The following is a 24,842-nucleotide window of genomic DNA, read 5'->3' as shown; positions in this document are numbered from 1 at the left end:
TTTGGCAGTTCCGTGTTTTTATTAGCGATGACATCGGAGGCGTGGTAAAGGGATTGCCTCTTATGCATCATGATGTTTCTCTGACGGATGACCAAAATATACGCAAAGATCTGTTCTTTGCCTCGTCGAACCTGCTTAAGAAAATCCGTCAGCTTGAAAAAGACCACACGGACTTTCTGCTCTGGGATCAAATCCTGTATCAAGACTGGTACAATCTGACGTTCCGAGACGAGCTTCAAGCCGGTGAACTGCTTGAAAAACGTCATAAGGTGCTGACCACCTTCCAAGTGCATTTGAAATACGTCGCCAACACCTCGAACGTTCCTTTGGAGCGTGCCTACTGCATGCTGAAAGAGGAAGAAAGCCAGTACCAGGCGGGTGATGATGTGTGGAAGTTTGTTATCGACAAACTGAGAAAGAACCGCTTCGACACCGCGACCAGAAGTTCCGCTGTCGCCGGGGAGCCACTGCCGATCCCTGAAGATGGACCGGCCATCAACTTTGCTGAAATTTTCTTTAAGGACGATTCGGCGCTGAGCGGTCTTAGACGTCGTGCGCGCTCAGTGTATCACTATCTGAATGATATTGACGATGGCATGATGGCCCGTCACTTGTCCGTTCCAATGGCGGGATATCAGTTGTTTAAAGAGACGTTCCAGATTGCCATGAAGTGCGGGGATTGGAAGCTATTGGGTCGTTTGTGGAAAGCAGCCGATCCCGCCTATCAGCAAAGATACCTGCGCAATATGCCGGTGCATTTAAAAGACTTCCTTCAGCAGATCATTGCCGAAAATGCCAGTGAAGAAGCCCTGGAAAAAGAGCAGGCCGAGGCTGAAAGTCTGCTTCGCACCACCTATCGTAAACTGGCGCGCCTGCTTCATCCGGATAAGCAGATCGGTGTTTCGAAAGAACATCAGGATTGGGCTTCCATCAAATGGCAGCGTGTGCAGGCGGCATACAAAGCCCAGGACCACGATGCGTTGAAACGCATCGAGCTGTTATGCATGGCCGAGCTGGGACAGCTTAATGATTTGACCACCGATGAAATCTATCAAAGCTCGCTGGTGTTGAATGAAGAGTACGAAGCGCTTAAGAAGAATCTGAAGGCCTGTCGCAAGCACCCGGCGTGGAAGTTTTCCAGCCGTCGCAGCTATGAGACACTTAAAAAACAAGCCCGTCTGGAGCTGGAAAAGCGCTTTGGCCCTTTGGAGGCCGAAGTGCACATGCTGGAAAGCCTGCTGAAAATGCTTTCGGCGGCAGAGAAGCAGGCCGTTCATTAGTCCGCTGTGGCGGGCCTACTTCGTTTTACCCAAAGTCATGAATAAAACCATATTTCTGCGGTTGAAGTCGCGGAACGCGCAGATGCGGCTGGAGCGATTCAATGAAGCCTGCATCTGCTTGCTGACTTCGGCAGCGTTCAGGTTGCGATGAAGCTCTTTGGCATACGAGACATTGTACTTTTCAACGTCGGCTCCAGGAATCGGACTTTTTAAAACCGCGTCCTGGCAAAGGCTTTGCAAACCTGTTTGATTCACAAAGGCCAGGCCCTGAATGCACATCTGCGAGCGAACATAGCGGGCGTCATCGAACTCGCTTTGTGGGCCGCTGGTATTGCCGATCGCCGCGTAGCGATCCGAGTTCTTAAACCAGTAGTACAGGGACTTCGGAAGCACCGAGAAAATATTGTGGGCCGGAGAGACCTCTTTGTCGTCGACCATATCCTGCAGAATTCTTCCGTAGCGGCTGAAGAAACCATCAGGTTTTCCGTTTTCAACCTGTTTAAGATCCGAGACGGCAGAAATGACACTGTTTTTCAGAAGGGCTTCCAACGCCTCGATATTCCCCAAATTGATCCGCAGGCCCATGTTCAGGTCATTCTGAATCTGCGCCGGATTGCCATTGTAGGTCTGAAGCATTTTATCAAAGGCCGCCATGCCCGAAGAGACAAACAGCTCTTGTTGGTACTCGGTGAAGTTCACCTTGTTTTTCACCAGCAGAATATAGTCCTGATAGACGAAGTTCACCATGCGGTTGGCAAGGAACCCGGAACGGGACAGCATGACGTTGAACTCGGCATAAACCGTATTCACCAGGGCCTCGTAATTCGCAGACATCGCATCAATTTGTTCCGGAGTCATGTGGGACAGGTCCTGCTTTTGTGCCAGGAGGCGACCTTGATTTTCAACCCGCTGATAGGCATCCAGAATCTTTTTGATACGCACTTGGGTGTCGACCACCGCAGGCAGAATGGAGGCGTCGCCATCGTATTTGGCGGAGCGTTCTTTGAAGTGTTCCAAATACTGATTGATCGCTGTCAGGCTGTCTTTCACCGTGTAGTTGATATCAATCATGGATTCATTCACCAAGGCTGATTTGTCCACGATGTACCATTTGTTGAAGTATTCAATGGCCGAGATGTTGGCCTCCTGAACAATTTGTTTCATGTTGTTGCCGATGGTTTCGGCCAAGACAACGGGGTCTTGAAACATCGGTAAAGAAGTCATATTCGCTTGCAGCCATTCATCATAGGCCAGTTTGGGGAATGTCTTTCCCAGAACCTGGTCCGGGGTGGGCATGCCGATCAGATCAAAAGGGATCGTGATGGGTGTTCGGCTCATGGTAAAGAAGTTGGTTTTTGATTCACCAAAGCGGGACCCGCCGTTCATGCTGGATTCGATCTGGCCAATCAGCTTCAGTACGGCGTTTTGCTTTGCCAGTAAAGTGGGCATGGATTTGATTGTGATGACGGCGGTGTTATAGTCACCCAGCAGGACTTTCACGCCTTTATAAAATTCAGTCACCTCTTGCAGAATCTTGTTTTGAAACTCGGCATCGGTCGGCAGTTTTGGATCCACCCCGATTTGAATTTTTTGAAGCCACTTGGTCACGTTGGGAACATGCGTGTTCAGGACATAATATCCTGCAAAGGGATTTGACGGGGTCACTTTGTTGTTGTCTTCAGTGCGAACACGAACATCCTCCATGCCTTTTTGAAACAGCGACATGCCATCGCGGTTGTGGCAGTAGGATTCGGTGGTGACTTCCATCAGGCAGGCCATGGAAGCTGTGAACTCCTGTTGGTTTAATTTTTTAAGAACGGAAGCATACTTTCCATTTCTCATAACGCCCGTGATTTTCGAGATCGTCGTCGCCAGATTGCTTCCCGAACCACCTTCGCCGGAGGACGCAAAAGAGGACACCACCTTCACCGCGGCCGCGATGTAATTGCCGAAGGCCGTGGAAGAGGAATCTGTCAGACATTCTTCCAGCAAGGGGATGCTGTCGATCACTTGATTGGTCAGTTGCAGTCCGGTATTAGCCCCGCGCTGCAAGCGTGTGTTAAAGTCTGTCATTCCGGTGGCCATGGAAGTGGCGTCCTGCTGGACTTGCGCGCCCAACGTGGCGCTTTCGATTGAACGGTTCATCATCAATTGCAGAACCTGGCTTTTCATATCAGGCGAACTTACGAGAAAGTTTCTTAATGCGCTGATTTCATTTGGAAGTTGAGACAGACGGCTGGCGCGCTGGGGTGTATCGGAAATCATTTTCACTTGTTCCTCAAGGCTGGCCACCGCATTTTGAACAGAAGCACCTAAAGCCTTGCAGTTCGGATCGTCACGCAATTGCAGGGTGATCCGGCGCAGTTCCTGAGTGTTGGCCAAGGCGGTCTGAGTCCATACACCTTGAGAGGCGCAAGCTCCGCCAAAGGAGTAGGCTGACGACATGCCGGATTCGCCGGCATAACTGTTTAAAGTTATCAACAGTACCGATGTTGCCATCAGAATTTTGTTTCGCGCCATTTTTCACCTCACTGATAGTGAATCAAAGCAAGAGATGGGCCAAGCGACGGCGGAGCCTCTTTATTCGGATTGAAATTCAAACGGCAGATTTGTGTATCACGCTGAGCTGTGGCTTGAGCAGGTGCCACATGTGAGAAATCCAGAACAGTAGACACACCGGACAATTTTGGCGTTGGTTTTTCCTGCCAGGTCACGATTTCATTCCGGTCTCGAAGAGGAGCCCAAACGACGAGTTTCCCCCCTTGGAAAATATTCCACTAATTCGAGTGGCGGGTCATAAATAGCCCGTTTCTATGGTTCCCAAGCCCCTGTAATCAATAAAAATTTCGCATTTTGGGGGTGTAAGGGGTTTCTGCTTGCGGAATTCCTTGGGTACTGGCTTATTACCGTCCATGCAAACACAAAGCTTCAAACGTCCTGAACTGTTACTTCCCGTGGGTACCAAAGAGATGGCTATGGCCGCCATCCACAACGGGGCTGATGCCATTTTCATGGGTGTACCGGGCTTCAATGCCCGCGGGCGAAGCTATGATTTCCAAATCGAGGAAGTCAAAGAGATCATCGACACTTGTCACCTGTACGGCGTAAAGGTGAATCTGGCCTTCAATATTCTGATCTTTCAAAACGAACTGCACAAGGCTGCCGAGACTCTGGAAAAAATCCTTCCACTAAAACCGGATGCGTTCATCGTTCAGGATCTGGGCTTGGTCCGTCTGATCCGTCAGATGGCTCCGAATCAGCGTGTGCACGGTTCCACGCAGATGAGCATCAGCAATGCCGAAGCCATCACCTGGCTTGATGATCTGGGCATTCAGCGCTTCGTGTTGGCGCGTGAAAACTCGATCAAAGAAATTCACTCGATCAAACAAAATACCGACAAAGAAATCGAAGTCTTTGTGCATGGCGCACTTTGTGTGAGCTATTCCGGTCAGTGTTTCACATCCGAAGGCATCGGTGGCCGTTCCGCCAACCGCGGTCAGTGCGCGCAAAGCTGCCGCTTCAACTACGAGATGTATGTCGATGAAGAAAAGCGTGACCTGGGTGGGAAGTCCTTCCTGGTGTCCCCGCAGGACCTTTGCGGCATCAACGAAGTGCCAAGCCTGCTGGAGGCCGGTGTGGACTGCTTCAAGGTCGAAGGCCGTTTGAAAACGCCTGAATACGTAGCCACCGCGGCTCGCAGTTTTGATCAGGCGATTGAGTCGGCACAAAATCATCAGGCCTTGATGAATCCGGTGCTTTTGAAAAAACAAATGGCGACCGCGTTTTCCCGGGGCTTCTTCAGCGGCTGGTTCCATGGCGTCGATCACCAGAGACTTGTGGAAGGCACGTTCAGTGCCCACCGTGGTTTTGAGTTCGGTAAAGTTGTTCGCGTCAAGGACAGCTCTTTAGAAGTCGAACTGACCGAAGATAACATCCAGCAAGGTTTGAAAGCCGACTTCATCCAGGCCGGTGACGGTGTGTTGTGGGTTTATCAGGACCGCAACGGACAAAGCGCTGAAAAAGGCGGATTCGTTTTCGCCGTCAAATCCCTGAATACCCGCCGTTTTGAATTGGAATTTTCTCGCGATATCAACATGAGTGAGCACTTCATGGGTGCTCGTGTGTTCTACAATCACGACAAGGACCTGAAGCGTGACGTGGCTTTGAGTGTGGAAGACAAGGAAAGAAAGAAGCGTCTTCCGGTGTCTATTCATGCAGAGGCGTCTTTGGGACAGCCTTTGAAGGTCACTTACACCGATGGTCGTTACACCGTTTCTGCAACGTCAGCAAACGTCTGTGAACCTGCGAAATCCAAGGGTTTGAACTCTTTGGACTTGCGTGAAGAGCTGTTTGCTTTGATGGGTAGCCCGTTCCGCGGGCATGAGTTCACTTGTGAACTGGATGCTTCGACGCCGTTGTTCCTGCCGGCTCGTCAGGTGAAGGAATTGCGTCAGCAGTTGGTAAAAGAACTGACTGAGCTGCGCATTCAAAATGGCGCAGCACCAGAAATACTGACCGCCTTGTCTGTCGGGGAATGGATTGAAGGCAACAAGACGGCTGAAAAAGCTGTACCGGGTGCCAAGCTGAATCTGCTTCTGCGTGAAAAAGGGCAGGTGGAAGACTTCGTGAACGCCATCAAATCCGGCGATCTGACGACAGCGGGATTGAATCTGGTGATCCTGGATTTCGAATTCGGTTTGGATTTTGAGCCCAGCTTGAAGCTGCTGAAAGAAAACGGCATCAAGGTGGGTATTGCCACCACCCGTATTTTGAAACCGAATGAACACCGCAACGTGAAGCATCTGTTCAATTTGAATCCGGACGCGATCCTTGCCAGAAACCTGGGGGCTGTTCAATGGCTGCAGGCCAATAACTATCAGGGCCAGATCCTGGGTGACTTCAGCTTGAACGTGACGAACCACCTGACGGCGCAATACCTGCTGAACAAAGGCCTTCACAGCCTTTGCCTGGGCTATGACTTAAACAACGTGCAAGTCAGTGAGCTGATCCAAGCCGGTCAAGCCGCGCAATTTGAAGTGACGGCATATCAGTACATGCCAAGCTTCCACATGGAGCACTGTGTGTTTGCGGCGTTTCTAAGCAAAGGCTCCAGCTTCAAGGATTGTGGAAAGCCCTGTGAAAAGCATCAGGTAAAACTGAAAGACCAATTCGGCAACTGGCACCAGATCAAACCCGATCAGGAATGCCGTAATACCATGTACAACGGAACGTCCCAGTCGGCGGCCCGCTATGTGAAGGAATGGGAATCTTTGGGCTTGGGTTATATCCGCTATGAAGCCTTGAAAGAGCGTCACTCCGAGCTGATTACAAAAATTCAGGGCCACTTGGATTTCATCAGCGGCAAAAAGGATCTGGAGTCTTTGATCAAGGATCTGGGGAACGTGGAAAGTTATGGTTTGTCAGAGAGCCACTTCCAAAGAGAAAAAGAATACCAAAGTCGTAAGAAGTAATAAAAAAGGGAGTCCGAAGACTCCCTTTTTTTATTCAAATTTTGAGCGAAGATATTTTTCGTATTCCCGAAGGACCGAGTTCATGACCCCTTTCAGGAGTTCATCCATCGCCGGATCCTGGCCTTGTTTCCCATCCATATTGACGAAGTCTTTTAAAATCTGTTCTTCACGTTCGGCATTGAAGAAGGGCTGGCCTTCCTGCTGTTTGATCTTCCACACGGCCATAGTCAAATCACGGCGGCGCAGTAAAAGCGCATGCATTTCTTTGTGAACCTGATCAATTTCCTGACGAAGACTTTGGATTGTTTCCATAGATAAAAGACCTTCTAAATTAGTCCAAGCGGAACAGGGCAAACTTCAGATAACGAAGCTCTTCCATCGCCAAAGGATAAGGGTGATCCACCGGCTGACCGCCGATGTAAACCAGCGTGGCTTTCTTGCGTGCGCGGGAAAAGGCTTCCTGGCAGATATCCATGAACTCTTTGGTCGAGATATGGCTGGAACAAGAACTCGCCGCAAACAGGCCTTCAGGGTTCACCAGTTTGATGGAGTTGGAGAACACCTTGGTGTAAGCGGCCTTGGCTTGCTCAACCGATTTTTCATTCGGGGCAAAGCTAGGCGGGTCGGTGATGACGATATCGTATTTTTTCTTTTCCGTGTTCAATTGCTCAAGATAGGCAAAGGCATCGGTCGCCACATCATGGTGAACTGTCTTAAGGTCGTTGATTTCGAAATTGCGGGCCACGGCCTGAATAGCGACTTTGGCGATATCCACGCTGGTGACTTCTTTGGCGCCACCTTTGGCGGCAAAGATGGAAAAGCCCCCGGTATAGCTGAACAGGTTCAGCACCGTTTTGTCTTTGGCAAAGTGTTGAATCATCTTGCGGTTGTCACGTTGATCCAGGAAGAAACCGGTCTTGGCGGCATCACGGATGTTGGAGGCGAACAAGACTCCGTTTTCAAGGAACTGAACTTCCGGTGCCAAGGTCCCCACGATGTTAACACCTTTTTCTTCAGCATCGTTACGGCGCTTCAGGTACACGCATTTCACCTGGGGGAAGGCTTCCTGGATTTTTTCGGCAATGGCCGGGGCATTCCAGGTCTTTTCCATGATCGGGTGATCGTGTTTGATCACGGCCGTGTCGTTGTAAACGTCCACGATCAGGCCCGGAAGGCCGTCGCCTTCACCGTTGATCAGACGGAAGGAATTGGTCACAGACAGATCGAAGGTTTTGCGAATCTCAACAGCCTTGCGCCACTGGCTTTCAAAGTAAAGTTCCAGGGTGCGCTTCATGTTGTTGCGGCGGAAGATGGGCTCTTCGGCCAAAACCAGAACTCTGAAACGCAATTGGGTGTCTCCCTGCCAGATACCCAACGCCAGGGCTTCGCCCTTATAATTTAGCATATGGATACCGGACTTCAGGTTGCGGCTGGGATCAAAACAGTTGGCGAAAAGCCAGCGATGACCTTGCTTTAAGTGTTTGGTCACGTCACGTTTTAGCTCGATGGTTTCAATGGTGTTTTCAAATGTGACGGCAGCAGAAGTCATAGTTCGGGGTCTCCAAAGCGAGGGCTCTTTTTATGCTAAATCGTCCGTCTTCGCAAGGTGTTAGCAGGGGCTTAGCCGGGGGTACTTAAGGGGGTGGCAAATTTACAGGCCGGACCTTCTATTTGACTCCCAGATCAATCTCAACGACTCTGGCGCCTTCAAATTTCGCTCTTAAAACGGAGTATTCCATGGCGCAAAAAAAGGGCTCCCCCAAGGCTGCATCCACCGTGCTTGATCAGAAGTTCTGGCAGAACTTCGCCAAGAACTATTGGGAGAAAAAGCCCCTGGTCGCCCGCAATGTGAAATCCGGCCTGCTTGAGATGACGGATGCCGAGATCTTTGAGCTGTTGGTGGCCTACAGTGAGCGTTGCCGCGAAATGAATGATCCTGAAGGATTGAAGTTTTTTATCGAGGGCGTGAAAGCCGACCCCGAAGAGGTCTTAGAGCTGCTGCCGGAAAAGTCCGACAAATCCTTGGTGGGATATCACAAACGCATGAACGCCCAGTTCCCGGATTACTGCCTGGTCTGCGATGAGCTTTTGCAAGTGAATCTAAAAAAGCAGCATCTGTTGCAGGACTTTACCGACGATCTTTTCCGCCATGTGGGTTTTCCGAATCGTTTTTCTGAAATCGGACTTTATCTGGGGAACTATCTCAAGACTCCGTTCGGAGTTCATGTGGATTCCTGTGGGGTGTTCAGCTTCCCGGTCGCCGGGGTGAAAAGATTCCGTCTGTGGCCTGCGGCTTACGGCGACAAACATCCGGAGCTGGATCGCACGTTCAACTATGAAAAGCACAAGAAGCATTCCCAGTTGGTCGAAGTCGGTCCGGGGGACATGACCTACTGGCCGTCGTCAGAGTGGCACATCGCCGAGTCTGACGGTTCTTTCAGTGCGACCTGGAGCTTGGGCGTGTGGGTGGATCAGACTCACGGGGATATATTTGGGACGGCATTGAAGAATCTGGTTGATGCGAAGCTGGGCTCAACGGGATTGAAAGTCACAACACCGTTTAAGACGTTGCATGACAAGTCCGGTGAAGTCGGGGAGCTGCCCAAGATTTATCAGGACTCTTTGAAAGCGTTGAAGTCCCTGAGTGCCGCCGAACTGGAAGACGCGTTCTTGAAATCCTGGATGAAGCACATCTCGCTTCAAGGATTTAAGACCGTGCCTGTGTCCGCAGTGAAGGTCACAGCAAAATCGCGTTTGCAGCTTCGCAGTGTTCGTTCGCCCGTGTTGTGGCAGCAGAGTACCGTGAACAAAAAAGCTTTCAGTTTGAGTTATGGCGGGATTTTGGTTCAGAGCTCTTCTGCGGGACTTTTGAAGATGGTGAAGGACTTGAATGCCGGGAAGGTGTGTGTGCCGGTTCAGTACCTGAAGATTCAGGGGGCGAAGCGGGACCTTGGCATGTTGCAAGAGCTGGCGGATGCTGGGGCGTTTCATACCTGACGCTGCGGGGGCAGGACACAAAAGTGGTCCTGTTGCCCATAAAACAGGCAGATTTTCCCGATTTTCCCATGACAGAGGCTTTCAGCGGGTTTAAATTCTTCGGGATAGCTAAATCGACAATCTTTGAAAGGAACCAGCTTATGAAAGCTCCTGTTCGTGTAGCAGTTACCGGCGCTGCCGGCCAAATCGGTTATGCACTTCTTTTCCGTATCGCCAGCGGTGCGATGTTGGGTGCAGATCAACCAGTGATCCTTCAACTTCTAGAGATCCCAGACGAAAAAGCTCAAAAAGCGCTTAAGGGCGTGATGATGGAGCTTGAGGACTGCGCGTTCCCTCTATTGCACTCTATGATCGCTACGGGTGATCCTGCAGTTGCATTCAAAGACGCTGATGTGGCCCTTCTAGTTGGTGCACGTCCTCGTGGCCCAGGTATGGAGCGTAAAGATCTTCTGACTGCAAACGGTCAGATCTTCACTGTACAAGGTGAAGCGATCGGTAAATACGCTAATCCAAATGTAAAAGTTTTGGTTGTTGGTAACCCAGCAAACACAAACGCCTACATCGCGATGAAATCTGCGATGAAACACGGCCGCGTAAAAGCGAAAAACTTCACAGCAATGCTTCGTTTGGACCACAACCGTGCATTGTCTCAGTTGGCGACTAAAACCGGCAAACCAGTTGCTTCTTTCAAAAAAGTGGCAGTATGGGGTAACCACAGCCCAACGATGTACCCGGATGTTCGTTTCGCAACAGCTGATGGCGCAAAAGTTCCTGAGTTGTTGAAACTGGGCACGGCTGAAGGTGATGCTTGGAACAAAGACACGTTCATCCCGACAGTGGGTAAACGTGGTGCTGCGATCATCGAAGCTCGTGGTTTGTCTTCTGCAGCTTCTGCGGCTTCCGCAGCTGTGGATCACATCCGTGACTGGTGGTTGGGCACAAATGGTGAGTGGGTTACTATGGGTATCCCTTCTGATGGTTCTTATGACATCCCAGAAGGCATCATGTACGGCTTCCCAGTGACTTGCAAAAACGGCGAATACGAGATCGTAAAAGGTCTTGAGATCGACGCGTTCTCTCGCGAGAAAATGAACAACACGCTGAAAGAATTGAACGAAGAAAAAGACGCTGTTGCTTCAATGCTTTAATTCTAAATTCAAATATTGAATTGGAAAAGGCCGGTGAAAACCGGCCTTTTTTTATATTTCCACTTTGGCGCCCAGGGCTTCAATCAGAACCAGAGCTTCCGGAAATGAAAAATGAGCATCTTTGATTTTAGTAAATTTGGGATCGATGAAGTAGTCACGGGCCCCTCTGAAGTCGGCTTTTTCAATGTTGGCATTGGTGAACGATGTCCCGGCCAGAGAGGATCCGGCAAGGCTGACCTTGGAAAGGTTGGCACCGGCAAAATCAGATTCACGAATCATGCAATTGACGAAGCCTGATCCGCGCAGGTCCACGCCTTGAAAACTTGTGTAATCCAGTTTGCATCCGCTGAATGTATAACCACCATTCTTGCGCACTTCGGTCCAATTGGTGCCCATCAGGTTGCAGTCTTCAAATACGACCCCGCGAAATGCGACGTTCATCAAAGAGCAGTTGGCAAAGTTACAGCTGACAAACTTGCAGTCCAGGAAAAGGGAACTTTTCAGATTAAGCTCTGTGAAGTCCATCTTGGTGAACTCAAATCCGGAAATTTCTGTGTCCGGGTTGCTCAACATTTGCAGCATCTGATTTTCGGTGACCTGGATGTATTTCATTTCGTCTCCCTTTTTTTAGGAAGCTAGCATTGTTGGCGGTGTGAATTGAAATGTTTTTGTTGGGGGCAAATGACGGTCTTGAAAGCGCGTCGATGTCTTGAAAGAGTCAAATTGCAGCCACTTTAGAATAGATAAAAAAGGGTCCAAGACGGGAGATTTTGCCCCGGGTGTTTATGCCGTAATCCAGAACTGAAAATAGCTGAAGGGCGGCCCCTTGGCGTGCGTGTAAAGAGCTAAAAAATAGTTTTCCCAGAGGGGGATTTAACGCCTAGCGGTTGAAGTTCAATTACTCTGGCTCGCCGATTTCAGTCGTGGGCCATGGGGCGAACCAATCCATTCGGAAAGTTTCTTGTTGTCGGCGCTTAAAAATTTACAAGTCCGGCTGGTATTTGATCATCTTCAGGAAAGCAGTTGCAAATTGATGTGCATCTCCAGGCCAGCGGGCGGAAAGATAGTTTCCATCCTGGACAACAAACCCACGACCGAGGTTTGACGAACTGTCTCTGAAAAGAGGTGTCGGGCCTTTTAAGAAGTGTTCCCGAGTTTCCAGGGCGGCCGTCACTTCACTTTCGACTGTTTGGGGATAGGTTCGATAGTAGTTCCCCATCCAAGTGCAAGTCAGAACCCAGGCCGCCATTTCCTGAGAGGCCAGAAGGGCGGTGGTTTTTCGACCATAAAGGACACTTCGCCCATCTGGGCGTTGGCTTCTGGCGGCCAGGACAACTCCGTGGCAAATGGCGCCGACGGGTTTGTTCATTTCAAAAAAATGGCTGACTGTTTTTTGCAGCAGCGATGATTCAAGATACTCTTTCATTCCCTGTGCATGGCCACCGGGCAGCAGCAGCCCCTGGAACTGATCTGGAGATATTTCGTCCCATTTTATGGGGTGATGAAACTCGTCGGCTTGGGTCAGTTCTTGATATGCTTTCAGGGCATTTTTATCGGCGGCAAGAAGCGGTGCCAGCGGGCCAAGGCGGGAGCCAGTCAACATGTGTTGATCGCAAACGGCTTCACTTCCGGTGGGGGTTGCAAAGACAACTTTCACTTGGCTGTCATTCAGGATTTTCCAGGGAATGGCCACCTCGGTCGGGTCGAAGTCTTTGCTGGGCAGAGGGATCAATACTTTCTTTTGCATATCGTAGCCTAAGGGCTCCATTTGCAGCAGTCACGAAGCAAGTGACTCAGTCACCCGGTCCTTTGTCTAGTATTGAGAATCTTATGGCAACAAAGCGATTAGATTTCATAATTTTTGATTAAAAAAAATCTATCCGAAGCTATCATGAATTAATCAAAACATCCGATAAGGTGATTAACATGGTAATCTCTGATGCGCTTCTAGACATTGATCAGGTCAACCAACTGACGGGGCTTTCCCAGGCGACTCTTCGTAACTGGGAAAAACGTTATGGGTTTCCCAAGCCTCAGCGCTCGGAGGGGGGACATCGCCTTTACCATGTGGAAGAGGTCCAAAAGATACGTGAAGTGGTGAGCCTGTGCAAGAACGGGATCAAGATACTAGAGGCCATCGAGAGGGTTTTAAAAGGAACTTCACCCGTATCAGATACGGCCGTTGCCATATCGCAGCCGACTTCACCCGTTTTTGTGGAGCCTCTGAATGAGGGGATTAGTCAGGTCTTAAAGGCTCTTTACAAATACGATATGGAACTGGCTGAGCAGTATCTTTCCCGTCTTGGTATGCGCTTAAGCGAGACGGATCTGTTGGAGATGGTCTATCCAAAACTTCTTATGAAGGTTGGAGAAGATTGGGAAAACTCGCGTATTAATATCGCGCAGGAGCATTTCAGCTGGAACTTCCTGCGCACTCGTTTGTTGAACTATTTTAAATCCAACAGAGTTGGTGTGAATCAACCCAAAGTACTATTGACGACTCCGCCGGGCGAGTTGCACGAGGGTGGGTTGATTGTTCTCGCGGCTTACCTAATGCTGAAGGGCTGGCAGGTTTATTACCTCGGGGTGAATTTGCCTATGGATGACTTGCTTCATGCGTATGAAGGCATTGAGCCTGACATTGTCTGTTTGTCAGCTATTGAGTCGGAAAACATTGAAAAAAACTGGAATGAACTTGAAAAAATGAAGTGCGTCGTGGTGGGTGGTCCATGCCTGGCCGAGCTGAGGGTGCAGGAACTTCCTGAATCAAAGCATATTTCTTTGGTTGGTGGCAATCTGCATTCGGCGGTCGCGCAAATGGAGCTGTTGTTACATTCAGCCACGTAGTTTTTAATTCGAATTGTTTTTATTTGTACTTTTCAAAGGAGCGTCAAAATGGGGTCGAATTTTAGTTTAAAAGGCAGACTTTTACTTCTTGGTGCTTTCATGTCCGCTATTCCGGTGCTGGTTGGAGGTTTTGCATTCTACGGGATGCGAGAAGTTGCTGACAGTTATGAGAAAGTCACCGACGGCGTTCTTCCCAATATTGAGTCCGCGGATCAGATGTACATGAATTTTCGCGGTGTCAGAATCAGTTTGCGAAGCTTGGGTTTGCCGGGGCTGACGACAGAACAAGAAGCTGACTTTATCAAAGATGTCGAAGCCAATATTGCCGAGTATGAAGTGCACAAACAGCAATATCTGCGTGTGAACTTTAAGAAAGGCGAGCGGGAGCTATATGAAAAGGTCGATGCTGCGTGGTTGGCATTTAAAGATCTTGGCGGGAAAGTCATCGAGTACTCCCGCACTGGTAAGCCAGAAGACCGTGCAAAGATGCTGGAAATATTCCTATATGACTGTCCCAAAGCGGCTAAAGTCTATGACGACGCCATGACAAAACTTGTGGCTTTCCAAAGAGCCAGCGGCGTTCAGTATGTGAAAGAGGCCCGATCGACAACGAGAACCACAGATGGAAGCATGGCGATAATTATCGCCCTGGGAATGATCGCAGGAGTCACTATCAGTGTGATGTTTGCTCTGTCTCTTTCAAAATCAATTTCAGCCGTATCAGGGGATCTTGCTGAGGGGGCAAGTAATGTGACGGACGCTGCTGGACATATTGCACATTCCTCTCAATCCTTGTCTCAGGCAGCTTTGCAACAGGCGTCCTCGTTGGAAGAGACCGTGGCGACGATGGAGGAGCTGACGGCCATGGTTCGCGTTAATTCGGAAAACGCCAAGCAGGCAGCTTCTCTGGCATCATCAACCCGAGAGACGGCCATTAAAGGCGAAAAAGAGATCATAACGCTGATTCAGTCCATCCAGAGCATCTCATCGGATTCTAAAAAGATCGCGGAGATCACTTCAGTAATTGACGATATTGCCTTTCAAACCAATCTGTTGGCTTTGAATGCGGCTGTGGAGGCCGCTCGGGCTGGCGAACAGGGAAAAGGCTTTGCAGTTGTGGCAGAGGCTGTGCGCAGTCTGGCGCATCGAAGTGCTGAGTCTGCAAAGAGCATCGCATCCCTGATTGATGACAGTGTTAAGAAGATCGATGCGGGCAGCCGACAAGCCAATCAGGGCGGTGAGGTTCTGGCGGAAATCGTAAATGCAGTAAAAAAAGTTGCGGATCTTAACACGGAAATTGCGACGGCCAGTGAAGAGCAATCCCATGGCATTGCCCAAATCGGTAAAGCAATGAATCAGCTGGATCAGATCACCCAGCAGAATGCTGCGGCCTCAGAGGAAGCGGCAGCCGCAGCGGAGCAGCTGTCTGCGGAGGCTGAATCTTTGCTGGGGAATGTGCGTGTTCTTAAAAAGGTTGTATCCGGCAAATCCGATCAGGCAGAGTCCGCGGCCGCGTCAGAGGGAACTGATGAGGTCCTGAAGGCCCAAGCGCTGCCGAAAAAACGCACTTTGCGTGCCGCCTGATATGGTTTGAATTTTCATCGCACCCCTGTCTGTTCCGGCAGAGTCCCGGAATAGACAGGGAGCCGTTACAGACTGCGTTCTGGTGGGGCGTCGTCACTGATAAAATATTTTCCTAAAATCGGCTCGAGTTTTTCTGCGACTTTCTTGTGATTGTCGTTGAGGTAGATGTACAGATTGGCAATTGTGTAAGGCTGATTCGCGCGAATTAAAGCTTCGTTGTATTGTTTCAGTGCCGGATCTTGCACCTCAATGATGGGACCAAAAAAGACATCAATTCTTCCGGTGGCCAGCATTCTTAGACATTGCACTGTGTTCGAGGCTTCAAGCACCTCCAGCTGAAGTTCTTTGGCGACCTGACTTCGCAGCCTGTTGCCCAGGGTAAGGCAGGTTTTGCGGCCACGCAGAGTCTTTGGTTGCTCCAGGTTCAGGCGGCTGCCTGCATTTTTGTAGAAATAGTATTTTAGGCGGGCCATTGGCGTTTGAACGCGCAGGAGATGAGGGATTTCATTTTCAAAACCTGCGATCCGGAACGTGTCGCCATCGAGTTCATGTTTGGACACCAGTAAGAGTGATCGTGACAGGGGAACTTTTTTAAAGATCACTTCGCAGCCTATATCTTTGAAAGGCTGTTTAAAGCCGTCCAATATTCTAAGGACTTGAGGTGGCCAGCTTTCGGCAACGGAAATCCTAAGGGCTTTGGAGCATTTTCCGTAGCTTTGAACTCCAGAAAATATGATGAGGCAAAGAATGGCGAGGTGAGCAAGAGAGCACTTCATTGTGGCGATTGTATCGCAAAACAGGTTTTGCATGAGCAAATATGATTTTGGAGAACCTGTTTTTGCGAAGTTGTAATTTTGCAAACTTGGGGTGCCAGGGCGCAAACCCGGCTTACCACACCCATGTCAGCCTTTTATTTTGGTGGGCGATCAGCAGGTTCAGCATATAGATGCAATCCCAACCATTGGCGCGCTTCCAAGTTTGTTCGGAAGAGTCCCGCTGCCATTGCCAGTCCGTGTGATCGTTGGGGCCTGTTGGAGCCTGCACCGGACATCGTTGCAGAACTTTCGCGATAACCTCCGGGGACGATCCTTTATCCAGGAATTCAAACAAAGGATTGCCGGGGTCTTTTCTTTCCAGTGCTTTCACTGTGTGACGAATACGGGATTTGGCCGTGGCAGAGTGCTGATAGTAACCTAGCAGCCGGTGAAAAAGGACACTTGATGCTTTCAAGTGAAGAGGATAGCCCTTTTCGGCAAACAGAATTTCCAGTTCGTTGAGAAGGCTTTTGTGATCAGCGCGCGCACCGTAGATCTTTTTCCACAGGCGGGAGTCTTCACCCAGAGTGCGTTTGGCATCGCTTTCCATGCCCAGTGCGCTGAGCACCAAATAGGTCAGATTCAAAGTTGAGCCACGCATATGGCAGGAGGAAAACATTCCTTTGCCGTCGTCGCACATATTGTTGCCTTTTTCCTGCTCCAGGTATTTAAGCCAGGACATCATGGCGCGCCGGGCTTTTTCGTTTTTTTCCGGCTCGCGTGTCAGAAGTCCGTAAGAGATCATATAGGCTACGATTCCTCGGAACTGATCGCGACTGAAGCTGCTGCCTTCAAAGTCCGTGTCCACATGCATGGGGCCGCGCCACCAGCGGCCATCGTGCCCCTGGGAAAGTTCGATATCGCGGCAGCGGGCCTCGCTGGTGATAGAGTCTCCGGCCAGTGTGGCAGCCATGCAGCTGAGCCCGGCAAAAATCATCAGATCCCCATGGTCACAGTGAGTTTTGGTGGATGAAAACGTTCCCTGCCAAGGATTCTCGCGACAGAGGGACACCCAAGAACGGATCTGCTCGCGGCGTTCGGTCAGCTGGTTGATGACTGGATTGGCGACAGCTGTTGAACTTACAAGGATCAATAAGGCAGACAGGACAGACTTCATAGAGGCCTCCGACACTTCGATATGAAGCCAGAGTCATGCCATGCTGAAAGTCGATCGTTTGTTGTATGGGGTGTGGCTACTGCATAAGCCCTGCACAGAGGGGCAATATGGGGCGATCGCGTATTCCGCGATCGCTGGCGAGTCTAGGACTAAAATTTAGAGATTTGATCAACGTATTCTGGGTGATCAATGAATGGATTGCGATTGCCTTGAATTCTTTCAATGGCATTGTTGCGCTCCACTTCCGCCTGATCCACGGGATCAAGTTTGTTCCAGCGGCGCAGGGTTGCTTCCTGTGCAGCTGGGATTGGGAAGTCATAGCGAACCGCGAAGTAGAAGATCGCTCTGGCAACATTGCCTTTGTGTTTTACAGGTGGTTCAAACACCAGCTCACGGTCGCCGCCGCTGCCCAGTTTGGATTCTGTGTCGATGTCATGTCTTTCTTCATCAAAACACTTTGGCATGTTTTTAATTGTGCCCACGTCCCCAAATGCGAAATTGCCGCGCATGGAATTGGCTCTGGAATCAGACGGGTAAAGGTGGTGCAGGTCTGCTTTGCCGACATTGAAATAGTGTCGTCCTTTGAACCAGGATTGAGCGACTGTGTGTTCAACGTTGATGATCGTGGAAGCAGGTTCTTTTCCTGGGCCGACGCCGTTTCCTAGATGGGTTTTGCCATAAGGTGTTGAGCAATAGACTTCATCGATTGCATAAGAGCCGTCGGTCATTCGGATCAGAGCGACGTTGCCAAGCAGTTCTACCTGGGCTTTGTCGTAAGAAATTGGATCGTGCTTGGAAGTGACTTCTTTTTTAAGATCGCCGCGAAGATCGGCTTTGGCTGCGATTGAAGTTAAAAGAAGTACAGATGACAAAAATAATAATGAACGGCCCACAGTTCCCCCCTTGTAGACATTTCACGAGTATCAAAGGGGTTTTAGTGTTTCAATCATGAAAGGTGGGATGTCTAGGTGCGGCTGATTTTAAAAACGAATTCCTGACAAAACTATTTGTTCTTAAAAATCTCATCAATATTGGCGTGAAGTTTCGCGGTCAGGCTTTCCATCAGTGCGCTTGTGAAATCCTCAAGGGTGTCAGCGGATTCAAAGTTTTCTTCAAGCAGTTCCGCTTCGGCAGTCAGTTGTTCAGAAGTATTGGCGGGCAGGGGCTGGTTTTTTGGATCTTGAGGCTGAGACATAATCGCTCCTGAAACGAAAAAAGCCTTTTGAAGTGATTCAAAAGGCTTTATAAAATTAAACTTTAGGTCTTACTTCGGCGAAGCCGAAGTGCAGACAACCATTTTTCCCAGCCAAAGGCTGGAGAGAAAAATGGTCGGGGAGATAGGATTCGAACCTACGACCCTCTGGTCCCAAACCAGATGCGCTACCAGACTGCGCTACTCCCCGACAGAGTCAGAAAACTACATAATCCCTAGGCCTCTTGTCAAACTACTAGATTCTAACGCGTAATATTAGTACCCTTTTTTTCATGGAAAACTTTCTGAACTCTTTGCCGAAGCCTGTTCTTGCCATTTTGGTCCTGGTGGTTGCCATCATTGCCTTCATGATCATGAGCCCGCCTCATTCAGTTTGTGACACCCAGGCTGAAGCTTTCAAAGAGTTGCAAAAAGGCAACATCTTCCCCACTGACTACAAGAAATCGAAAATTCCGCCGACCATCGTGCGCGCCAAAGAGGCCTGTCAGCTGGGGAACAGTGCGGGGTCCTGCTATGAGTACTTCACGATCCTGCGCGAGGTGGCCGACGCCGTCGGCAAGTCCTCGGCCGAATGTACCTCCCAGTTGTATGGGATTAATGAAGTTCGTTCCAACTTGAATGATGGGATTGAATTGATGGCGCGTTTGGCCTGGGGAACCAAGCCTCCGGAAATGGGGCTTGAGCGTTTTGGATGGATGCAAGATGCCGAGATCGCGATCTTCTGTCGTTTGAAGAACATCTATACTCGGGCTAACGGGGAAGAGGCGTGGACGAACTTCCGTAAAAAAGTTTATGAAAAATTCCCGGGCGAAGAACTGCCGCCTTCCGCGGATCCGGCTCTGGTGGCTGTCGAGCCTCGTAAGGCCACGCAGGTTCTTTCAGAGCAGGATATCTGGAATCGCAGTTTGTTCTCGGTCCGTTGCGAGGTCTATTAAAGCGACAGCACCTCCAGGGATTTCCAGCGAGGTTTTTTGTCGCGGTATTCAAGTCGTCCATACATAGCGAACTTTTCGTCCTGGGTGTTCTGAAGCAGATATCCCAGGGCTTGGATCTTTTGCAGGCTCCATTCAGCCGGGTTCAGGCCAAAAGATTTCAGTTCGGTTTGCAGTTTCAAAAGTTTCAATTCGTTGGTTTCCATTAAAGCCCCCTTAAAAGGTTTCGTTGTTCGGATAACCCCTATTGCAAGGCGGTTGCCGGACAGTTCGGCCTTCAAATCAAAATAAACGGGTGCTGGGCAAGCTTCCCCCTTGAGTTGTCTGCGGGGGTGGACTAGCTTCTTGGATATGAGACGAAATGCTTTTCTAGGATATTTGATAGCGGAAGTGATTGTGATCTTGGCGGTGATGGCCTTGTTCAGGGGCATCCCGGATCGTCAGATCGCGGCCACCCTGGCGGGGGTTCTATTTGTGGCGCTTCCTGTCATTATGATGGTTGTGGAGTACCGCCGGGCGGAGCTCAGCCAGTTTGTCTGGTTCGTGGTTGTTATGCAGTTCTGGACCCTGTTTGCGTTACCTATATTAGGTATCAGGCTTGCGAACTGGGGCGTCCCGTTTGAACAACTGTCTTTTATTGGAATTCCCGGGCCGGTGCTGCATCAGTGGTCGAGTAAAAGTTACATGCTGATGATGGCGGCGACGGTCTGGAGCTGGTGGAAAGTCAGCCGGGAGAAGGCTTAGAACGCAAAAAAGCCGGTTTTCACACCGGCTTTTTTGTCTTTCCAATCAGGAAATCAGTACTCTTATTCGTTTCGGATTAGATCTCGAAAGGAACTGGAGAGATTGCTTCTGCTCTGTGGAATGTATCGTAAGAGTCAGAACCAGATGGCAATAGAGCCAAGTTACGGGATTTCTTAACTGCTGCTGCTACTCTTTTTTGTTGAGCAACGGACAATTTAGAGATTCTGGATGGAGTGATTTTACCACCGTCACCGATAAAACGAGTCAAAGATGCTGGATCTTTGTAATCGAATACGTGGTCACCAGAGAATTCCTGACGGTATTTGCTACGTGTTGTCTTTTTCATTACTATCCTACTTTCGATTTCCTGTTGGTTAGCGAGTTCTTGTGTATACGAGAAAAAACAGTTGCCATCAAGTGTCTTTTTACTTTATATGGTTGTTTCTTGTTTTTCGCGCCAATAGGCGCCAACCCAGACTTGTAGCTAGTTTTAAGGCATCCGAAGGGGTGCCCTATGTAAGAGAGCCAGAGGAGCTTAGAATGAGCAAATGTGAAGTAACCGGAAAAGGCCCAGTTGTTAAAAACTTGGTATCCCACTCCAACATTAAAACAAAATCGACTGCTCTACCAAATGTTCAGAAAAAACGCATCTTTAGCCGCGTTTTGAACCAAATGGTAAGACTTCAAATCGCAGCTAGTGCTATCCGTGATATGGAGCACGTAGGTGGTTTTGATAACTACATCCTTAATCAAGACGATTCCAAGCTTTCTAAAAGAGCTATGGCCGTTAAGATGAGAATCAAAAAGAAAATTTCTTCTAAGAACTAATTAAGGTTGGCCACAATGAAATTGAAAATCAAAAAAGGCGCGACAGTACAAGTTATCACAGGCTCTGACAAAGGTAAGAAGGGCACTGTTATCGCTGTAGACGCTAACGCTATGAAAATCCAAGTTCAAGGTGTGAAAGTACAAACACACTACGACAAAAAAGACGGTCTTTTGAAAAAAGAAGGCTTCATCGACTACTCCAATGTGAAGTTGGTAGAAGCTGCTTCTAAAGAGAAGAAGACTTCCAAAAAGGCTACTAAGTCTAAGTCCGCTTAGTCTTAAAGTCCGGTTCCGCCCACACTCCGGCTTTGCCGGAGTAAAGGTCAACCGGGCAAAGTTTGCCTAAGACAAAGTCTAAATTTGGTCCTTAAGGCGATCTCTTCGTTTTAGTCTCTTACATAGCTGCGTAAAATCTAAGTTGGGTTTAGAAACATTAATTTCGCCCGACTTGTTAAAAGAGGAGAGCAGCTTGAAACAGGACCAAATCTCTAAAGCAAAAAACATAAAAGCACTGTTGTCGGCGACGATCACGGTGCTTTTTTTTTCGTCCTTCGGTCACGCGGCTGAGCTCGGTGAGTCTCTTGTTCTTTGCAAAAGCAACAAGACGGTTCGCACTCTGCGTGTAGAAATTGGTTCTGATCAAATCTGCCGCGCGATCTACACGAAACAAGGTGTGGATGAAACCATCGGCTCTGGACAAAATCATCAGTCCTGCCATGACTTCGTAACAAATGTCCGAAAAAATCTGGAAGAAGCCAAATGGAACTGCCGCGAAGTCAAAGAGGCGCGCACTTCCAATGTTTTGTTAAACGCTGAAGAGTAAGAGGTCCTTGATGAGTTCAGAGTTGGTTGTCGCAGCAGTGCAAATGACTTCGGTCGATGATGTAACAACCAACGTGGCTCAGATGGAAGAGCTCTTAAAAGAAGCCTTCAAAACCGCGCAACCGCGCTTTGTTTCTTTCCCTGAAAACTGCCTGTATCTGCGCCTGAAAGAAGGCGAAAAGATCGAGGGGCTTACTCTCAGTCACCCGGCCTTTGCGCGTCTTTCCGAGCTGGCAAAGCAATACAATACTTATCTGCACCTGGGCTCGATCCCTCTGTATCTTGAGGGGCATCTTTACAATTCCTCGACGCTGATCACTCCGGAAGGGGAAGTTCAGCCCACGTACCAGAAAATGCACTTGTTTGACATCCAATTGGAAGGTCAGGAGCCGATCCGTGAATCCGATGTGTTTCGCCATGGGCAGACTCCGAATGTGATCGACATCGACGGCTGGAAGGTCGGCGAGGCGATCTGCTATGACGTGCGTTTTGCCGAATTGTTTTCGCAGTACGCCCGTCGTGAGGTGGATGTGATTCTGCTGCCAGCAGCGTTCCTGGTGAAAACCGGTGAGGCGCACTGGGAAATTCTGCTCAGAGCCCGTGCGATTGAGAATCAGTCTTATGTGATTGCTGCCGCTCAAGGGGGCACTCATAAGGGGCTTCGTGGTGGTACCCGGGAAACCTATGGCCACAGCCTGATTATCGACCCTTGGGGGGCCGTTGTAGGCCAGGTTGAAAAGCGCGAGCCTGGGGTGACGATCTCTAAATTCACACGCGAGCGGATCGATTCTGTTCGACGCCAAATACCGATGAAGTTCCACCGCCGCCTTCCCGTAGGTTAGGTGTTTACCCCTCGAAAAACATGGGCTGGGCCGCGCCAGAGTTCTGGACTGAAAACCAGAATTCCTGCACTATTTCTAATGACAACTTTCTCAGTTAGCTTTTAATATGCGCGCGAAGCGCGGAAGACAGGAGCGGGTTATGATCCGAGTTTTCTTATGTTTGTTTCTGCTATCCTCAGTAGGTGTTCCATTTGCGCACGCGCAGGACGCCGCTGAACCTCAGTACGATGAGGCCCGTGAAGCAGAGATTGCAATGAAGGCCAAGAAGCGTCTTTATCCCGGTGGACGGGATGAAGAGGAGCTGAAGGTTCAGTCCCAACTGGCCACTCCGGCGCGCAAGCTGGCTCCGCAGGCGGAAGTCAAAGACGAGCCGATGGAAGAATAGGGCCGCCAGCCCCGGGTTTCGAGTTTTTGTATTGAATTGAATGGAGAGAATATGTCTGTATACGATCAACTGCCAGAAGGTGTAACACGCGAAACGATGGACGTGGATGTCCTGATCGTCGGTGGTGGTTCCGCGGGTATGTCCTGCGCTTTGCATCTGCAAAATCAAATTCAAAAACACAACGAAGATGTTGCTGCCGGTAAAAAGCAGGGTGAGCAAATCCCGGAACAGATGATCGTTGTTCTGGAGAAGGCTTCGGAAGTGGGCGCGCACAGTTTCTCGGGCGCGGTTTTGAATCCGAAGGCTTTGGCTGAACTTATTCCCAACTTCAAAGAAGAAGGCTGCCCGATTGACTCCGAAGTCAAAAAAGATGCGGTTTACTATCTGGGTTCTGATTTCTCTTTCAAACTGCCAATCACTCCTCCGCCGTTCCACAATGAAGGCAATTACATTATCTCTTTGAGCAAGTTCAACCGCTGGTTGGGCACAAAGTGTGAAGAAAAAGGCATCAACATCTTCCCGGGCTTTGCGGCGGTGGAAGCGTTGTATGAAGGCGACAAGATCGTCGGCGTTCGCACCGGCGACAAAGGCCGCGACAAACACGGCAATCCAAAAGCAAACTTCGAGCCGGGTCTGATTTTGAAATCCAAGGTCGTGATCTTTGCCGAAGGGACTCGTGGTTCCCTGTTCCGTCAGGTTGAAAAGAAATTGGACCTGCGCGCCGGTAAAAACAAAGAAGTCTTCGAAGAAGGCGTGAAGGAAATCATCCAGATGCCTCCGGGCACGGTGGAAGCCGGCCAGGTCATCCATACCATGGGCTTCCCTCTGTCCAAATCCATCGGTGGTACTTTCATCTATACCATCCCAGGGGACAAGATCATCGTGGGCCTTGTGGCGTACCTTGATACTCAGGATCCATTGCTGGATCCACATCGTGAACTGCAAAAACTGAAAACTCATCCGTTCCTGCAAAGCATGCTTAAGGGCGGTAAAGTGATCGCTTACGGTGGTAAGACCCTGCCTGCAGGTGGCTGGTATTCCATGCCGAAACTGTACGGTAACGGCTTTATGGTCTGCGGTGACTCTGCCAGCATGGTGGACGTGCAGAAGCTTAAGGGTATCCACTTGGCGATGAAATCTGGCATGCAGGCGGCGGAAGCCGTTATTGACGGTTTGATCAAAGGTGGCGATTTCTCTGAGGAAGTGACCAAGGGTTATTCCGACCGTATCGAAGCCGGCTTCGTAAAAGAAGAGCTTTACCGCGTTCGTAACTTCCACCAGGCACTCAGCAAGGGCATCGTGGAAAGCATGCCTCTGTTGGCCCTGCAAGAGCTGACGGGCGGCCGTGGCCTGCAGGACCCAATGCCGATTGACCATATCGACGCTGAAACCACTGAAAAAGTCCTGGATATCTGGGGCCCTTATGGCCTGGATCACGAGGACAACAAGCTGCCTAAAGCCGACGGTGAGTTGTTCTTTGATAAGCTATCCAGTGTTTACCTGACCGGGACCATGCACGACGAGGACTCTCCAAACCACCTTATTTTGAAGGATGGGGATATCTGCCGTACCGTATGTGAGCCTCAGTACAAATCACCATGTAATCATTTCTGCCCGGCGGCGGTTTATGAGATGGTGCCGTCTACAAAAGAGGCAGGTAAGAAGGATCTACAAATCAATTATACCAACTGTATTCACTGCAAAACTTGTGATATTAAGTGCCCATTCGAAAACATCGAGTGGACCGTTCCTGAAGGGGGCGGTGGACCACAATACCGCGAAACATAGGAAGCCTGGCGTTCGGACTGGGCTTTCTT

The 24,842-nt window shown here is 49.7% G+C and carries 26 protein-coding genes and 1 tRNA gene; 14 read left to right on the top strand and 13 right to left on the bottom strand.

What is annotated here, in order from left to right; translation table 11 throughout:
• Positions 1–62 precede the first annotated feature (62 nt).
• Positions 63–1,280 carry a hypothetical protein gene (locus tag ACNQKP_RS17115; RefSeq protein ID WP_417866340.1) on the top strand — a complete coding sequence of 406 codons (1,218 nt, stop codon included), beginning with the start codon at positions 63–65 and terminating at the stop codon, positions 1,278–1,280.
• 15 nt (positions 1,281–1,295) lie between these two features.
• Here the strand turns inward: ACNQKP_RS17115 and ACNQKP_RS17110 are convergent, their stop codons facing one another.
• Together ACNQKP_RS17110 and ACNQKP_RS17105 are read right to left on the bottom strand one after the other, a co-directional pair.
• Positions 1,296–3,800: a hypothetical protein gene (locus tag ACNQKP_RS17110; RefSeq protein ID WP_417866338.1), complete on the bottom strand. Its 2,505-nt coding sequence runs from the start codon at positions 3,798–3,800 to the stop codon at positions 1,296–1,298.
• Positions 3,801–3,808: 8 nt separating this feature from the next.
• The gene (locus ACNQKP_RS17105) at positions 3,809–3,955 is read right to left on the bottom strand and encodes a hypothetical protein (protein ID WP_417866336.1); all 147 of its coding nucleotides are present in this window, start codon (positions 3,953–3,955) and stop codon (positions 3,809–3,811) included.
• 237 nt (positions 3,956–4,192) lie between these two features.
• Here ACNQKP_RS17105 and ACNQKP_RS17100 point away from each other — a divergent pair, with 237 nt between their 5' ends.
• Positions 4,193–6,751 carry a DUF3656 domain-containing U32 family peptidase gene (locus ACNQKP_RS17100; RefSeq protein WP_417866334.1) on the top strand — a complete coding sequence of 853 codons (2,559 nt, stop codon included), beginning with the start codon at positions 4,193–4,195 and terminating at the stop codon, positions 6,749–6,751.
• A 30-nt stretch (positions 6,752–6,781) separates the two neighbouring features.
• On the opposite strand, the gene ACNQKP_RS17095 is transcribed toward ACNQKP_RS17100, so the two are convergent.
• A complete protein-coding gene (locus ACNQKP_RS17095) occupies positions 6,782–7,063 on the bottom strand; it encodes a chorismate mutase (protein ID WP_011163468.1) in 282 nt (93 codons plus the stop codon).
• 19 nt (positions 7,064–7,082) lie between these two features.
• On the bottom strand, positions 7,083–8,300 hold the full coding sequence (locus tag ACNQKP_RS17090) for a class I SAM-dependent rRNA methyltransferase (protein ID WP_417866331.1): 1,218 nt from the start codon (positions 8,298–8,300) through the stop codon (positions 7,083–7,085).
• Positions 8,301–8,488: 188 nt separating this feature from the next.
• On the opposite strand from ACNQKP_RS17090, the gene ACNQKP_RS17085 reads away from it, so the two are divergent.
• Together ACNQKP_RS17085 and ACNQKP_RS17080 are read left to right on the top strand one after the other, a co-directional pair.
• Complete coding sequence (locus ACNQKP_RS17085; RefSeq protein WP_417866329.1) at positions 8,489–9,748, top strand: JmjC domain-containing protein; 1,260 nt, start codon at positions 8,489–8,491, stop codon at positions 9,746–9,748.
• A 140-nt stretch (positions 9,749–9,888) separates the two neighbouring features.
• On the top strand, positions 9,889–10,896 hold the full coding sequence (locus ACNQKP_RS17080; RefSeq protein WP_011163471.1) for a malate dehydrogenase: 1,008 nt from the start codon (positions 9,889–9,891) through the stop codon (positions 10,894–10,896).
• 51 nt (positions 10,897–10,947) lie between these two features.
• Here the strand turns inward: ACNQKP_RS17080 and ACNQKP_RS17075 are convergent, their stop codons facing one another.
• Together ACNQKP_RS17075 and ACNQKP_RS17070 are read right to left on the bottom strand one after the other, a co-directional pair.
• Positions 10,948–11,508 (bottom strand): pentapeptide repeat-containing protein, encoded by a 561-nt coding sequence (locus tag ACNQKP_RS17075; RefSeq protein ID WP_416480809.1) that lies wholly within the window; start codon positions 11,506–11,508, stop codon positions 10,948–10,950.
• 370 nt (positions 11,509–11,878) lie between these two features.
• Entirely contained in the window at positions 11,879–12,643 is a 765-nt protein-coding gene (locus ACNQKP_RS17070; protein ID WP_417866326.1) for a type 1 glutamine amidotransferase domain-containing protein, read from the bottom strand.
• Between the two features lie 179 nt (positions 12,644–12,822).
• Here ACNQKP_RS17070 and ACNQKP_RS17065 point away from each other — a divergent pair, with 179 nt between their 5' ends.
• On the top strand, positions 12,823–13,743 hold the full coding sequence (locus ACNQKP_RS17065) for a MerR family transcriptional regulator (protein ID WP_374028016.1): 921 nt from the start codon (positions 12,823–12,825) through the stop codon (positions 13,741–13,743).
• 48 nt (positions 13,744–13,791) lie between these two features.
• The gene (locus tag ACNQKP_RS17060) at positions 13,792–15,327 is read left to right on the top strand and encodes a methyl-accepting chemotaxis protein (RefSeq protein ID WP_417866324.1); all 1,536 of its coding nucleotides are present in this window, start codon (positions 13,792–13,794) and stop codon (positions 15,325–15,327) included.
• A gap of 65 nt (positions 15,328–15,392) precedes the next feature.
• Here ACNQKP_RS17060 and ACNQKP_RS17055 read toward each other — a convergent pair whose 3' ends face one another.
• From ACNQKP_RS17055 to ACNQKP_RS17035, 5 genes are all read right to left on the bottom strand, one after another.
• A complete protein-coding gene (locus ACNQKP_RS17055; protein ID WP_417866322.1) occupies positions 15,393–16,136 on the bottom strand; it encodes a hypothetical protein in 744 nt (247 codons plus the stop codon).
• Positions 16,137–16,215: 79 nt separating this feature from the next.
• Positions 16,216–17,259, bottom strand: a complete 1,044-nt coding sequence (locus tag ACNQKP_RS17050; protein WP_417866320.1) for a hypothetical protein — start codon at positions 17,257–17,259, stop codon at positions 16,216–16,218.
• A 149-nt stretch (positions 17,260–17,408) separates the two neighbouring features.
• Positions 17,409–18,131 (bottom strand): endonuclease I family protein, encoded by a 723-nt coding sequence (locus ACNQKP_RS17045; RefSeq protein WP_417866318.1) that lies wholly within the window; start codon positions 18,129–18,131, stop codon positions 17,409–17,411.
• A 131-nt stretch (positions 18,132–18,262) separates the two neighbouring features.
• The gene (locus ACNQKP_RS17040; protein ID WP_417866316.1) at positions 18,263–18,454 is read right to left on the bottom strand and encodes a hypothetical protein; all 192 of its coding nucleotides are present in this window, start codon (positions 18,452–18,454) and stop codon (positions 18,263–18,265) included.
• 131 nt (positions 18,455–18,585) lie between these two features.
• Positions 18,586–18,662 (bottom strand) — tRNA-Pro (locus ACNQKP_RS17035).
• An 82-nt stretch (positions 18,663–18,744) separates the two neighbouring features.
• On the opposite strand from ACNQKP_RS17035, the gene ACNQKP_RS17030 reads away from it, so the two are divergent.
• A complete protein-coding gene (locus tag ACNQKP_RS17030; protein ID WP_011163479.1) occupies positions 18,745–19,407 on the top strand; it encodes a hypothetical protein in 663 nt (220 codons plus the stop codon).
• Here ACNQKP_RS17030 and ACNQKP_RS17025 read toward each other — a convergent pair.
• Positions 19,404–19,610, bottom strand: coding sequence for a hypothetical protein (locus ACNQKP_RS17025; RefSeq protein WP_417866314.1), 207 nt, complete (start codon positions 19,608–19,610; stop codon positions 19,404–19,406). The two genes, ACNQKP_RS17030 and ACNQKP_RS17025, sit on opposite strands and share 4 nt — an antisense overlap.
• Positions 19,611–19,755: 145 nt before the next feature.
• Here ACNQKP_RS17025 and ACNQKP_RS17020 point away from each other — a divergent pair, with 145 nt between their 5' ends.
• A complete protein-coding gene (locus ACNQKP_RS17020; RefSeq protein ID WP_417866312.1) occupies positions 19,756–20,148 on the top strand; it encodes a hypothetical protein in 393 nt (130 codons plus the stop codon).
• A gap of 76 nt (positions 20,149–20,224) precedes the next feature.
• Here the strand turns inward: ACNQKP_RS17020 and rpsR are convergent, their stop codons facing one another.
• On the bottom strand, positions 20,225–20,494 hold the full coding sequence (gene rpsR, locus ACNQKP_RS17015; RefSeq protein WP_011163482.1) for a 30S ribosomal protein S18: 270 nt from the start codon (positions 20,492–20,494) through the stop codon (positions 20,225–20,227).
• A gap of 194 nt (positions 20,495–20,688) precedes the next feature.
• Here rpsR and rpmB point away from each other — a divergent pair, with 194 nt between their 5' ends.
• The 6 genes from rpmB to ACNQKP_RS16985 all read left to right on the top strand — a co-directional run bounded on the left by rpmB (position 20,689) and on the right by ACNQKP_RS16985 (position 24,813).
• Complete coding sequence (rpmB, locus tag ACNQKP_RS17010) at positions 20,689–20,976, top strand: 50S ribosomal protein L28 (protein WP_374035048.1); 288 nt, start codon at positions 20,689–20,691, stop codon at positions 20,974–20,976.
• Between the two features lie 15 nt (positions 20,977–20,991).
• Complete coding sequence (locus ACNQKP_RS17005; RefSeq protein WP_011163483.1) at positions 20,992–21,252, top strand: 50S ribosomal protein L24; 261 nt, start codon at positions 20,992–20,994, stop codon at positions 21,250–21,252.
• Positions 21,253–21,445: 193 nt separating this feature from the next.
• A complete protein-coding gene (locus tag ACNQKP_RS17000) occupies positions 21,446–21,799 on the top strand; it encodes a hypothetical protein (RefSeq protein WP_417866310.1) in 354 nt (117 codons plus the stop codon).
• 10 nt (positions 21,800–21,809) lie between these two features.
• Positions 21,810–22,640: a carbon-nitrogen hydrolase family protein gene (locus ACNQKP_RS16995; protein WP_417866308.1), complete on the top strand. Its 831-nt coding sequence runs from the start codon at positions 21,810–21,812 to the stop codon at positions 22,638–22,640.
• A 139-nt stretch (positions 22,641–22,779) separates the two neighbouring features.
• Positions 22,780–23,025, top strand: coding sequence for a hypothetical protein (locus tag ACNQKP_RS16990; RefSeq protein ID WP_417866306.1), 246 nt, complete (start codon positions 22,780–22,782; stop codon positions 23,023–23,025).
• Positions 23,026–23,076: 51 nt separating this feature from the next.
• A complete protein-coding gene (locus ACNQKP_RS16985) occupies positions 23,077–24,813 on the top strand; it encodes a 4Fe-4S dicluster domain-containing protein (RefSeq protein ID WP_417866304.1) in 1,737 nt (578 codons plus the stop codon).
• The last annotated feature ends 29 nt before the right edge of the window (positions 24,814–24,842 follow it).

Origin of the sequence: Bdellovibrio bacteriovorus (genome assembly GCF_048286975.1) — a bacterium.
GTDB classification, from domain to species: Bacteria; Bdellovibrionota; Bdellovibrionia; order Bdellovibrionales; family Bdellovibrionaceae; genus Bdellovibrio; species Bdellovibrio bacteriovorus_H.
The sequence above is the reverse complement of the archived record's forward strand: the minus strand, read 5'-3'. Positions and strand labels throughout refer to the sequence as shown.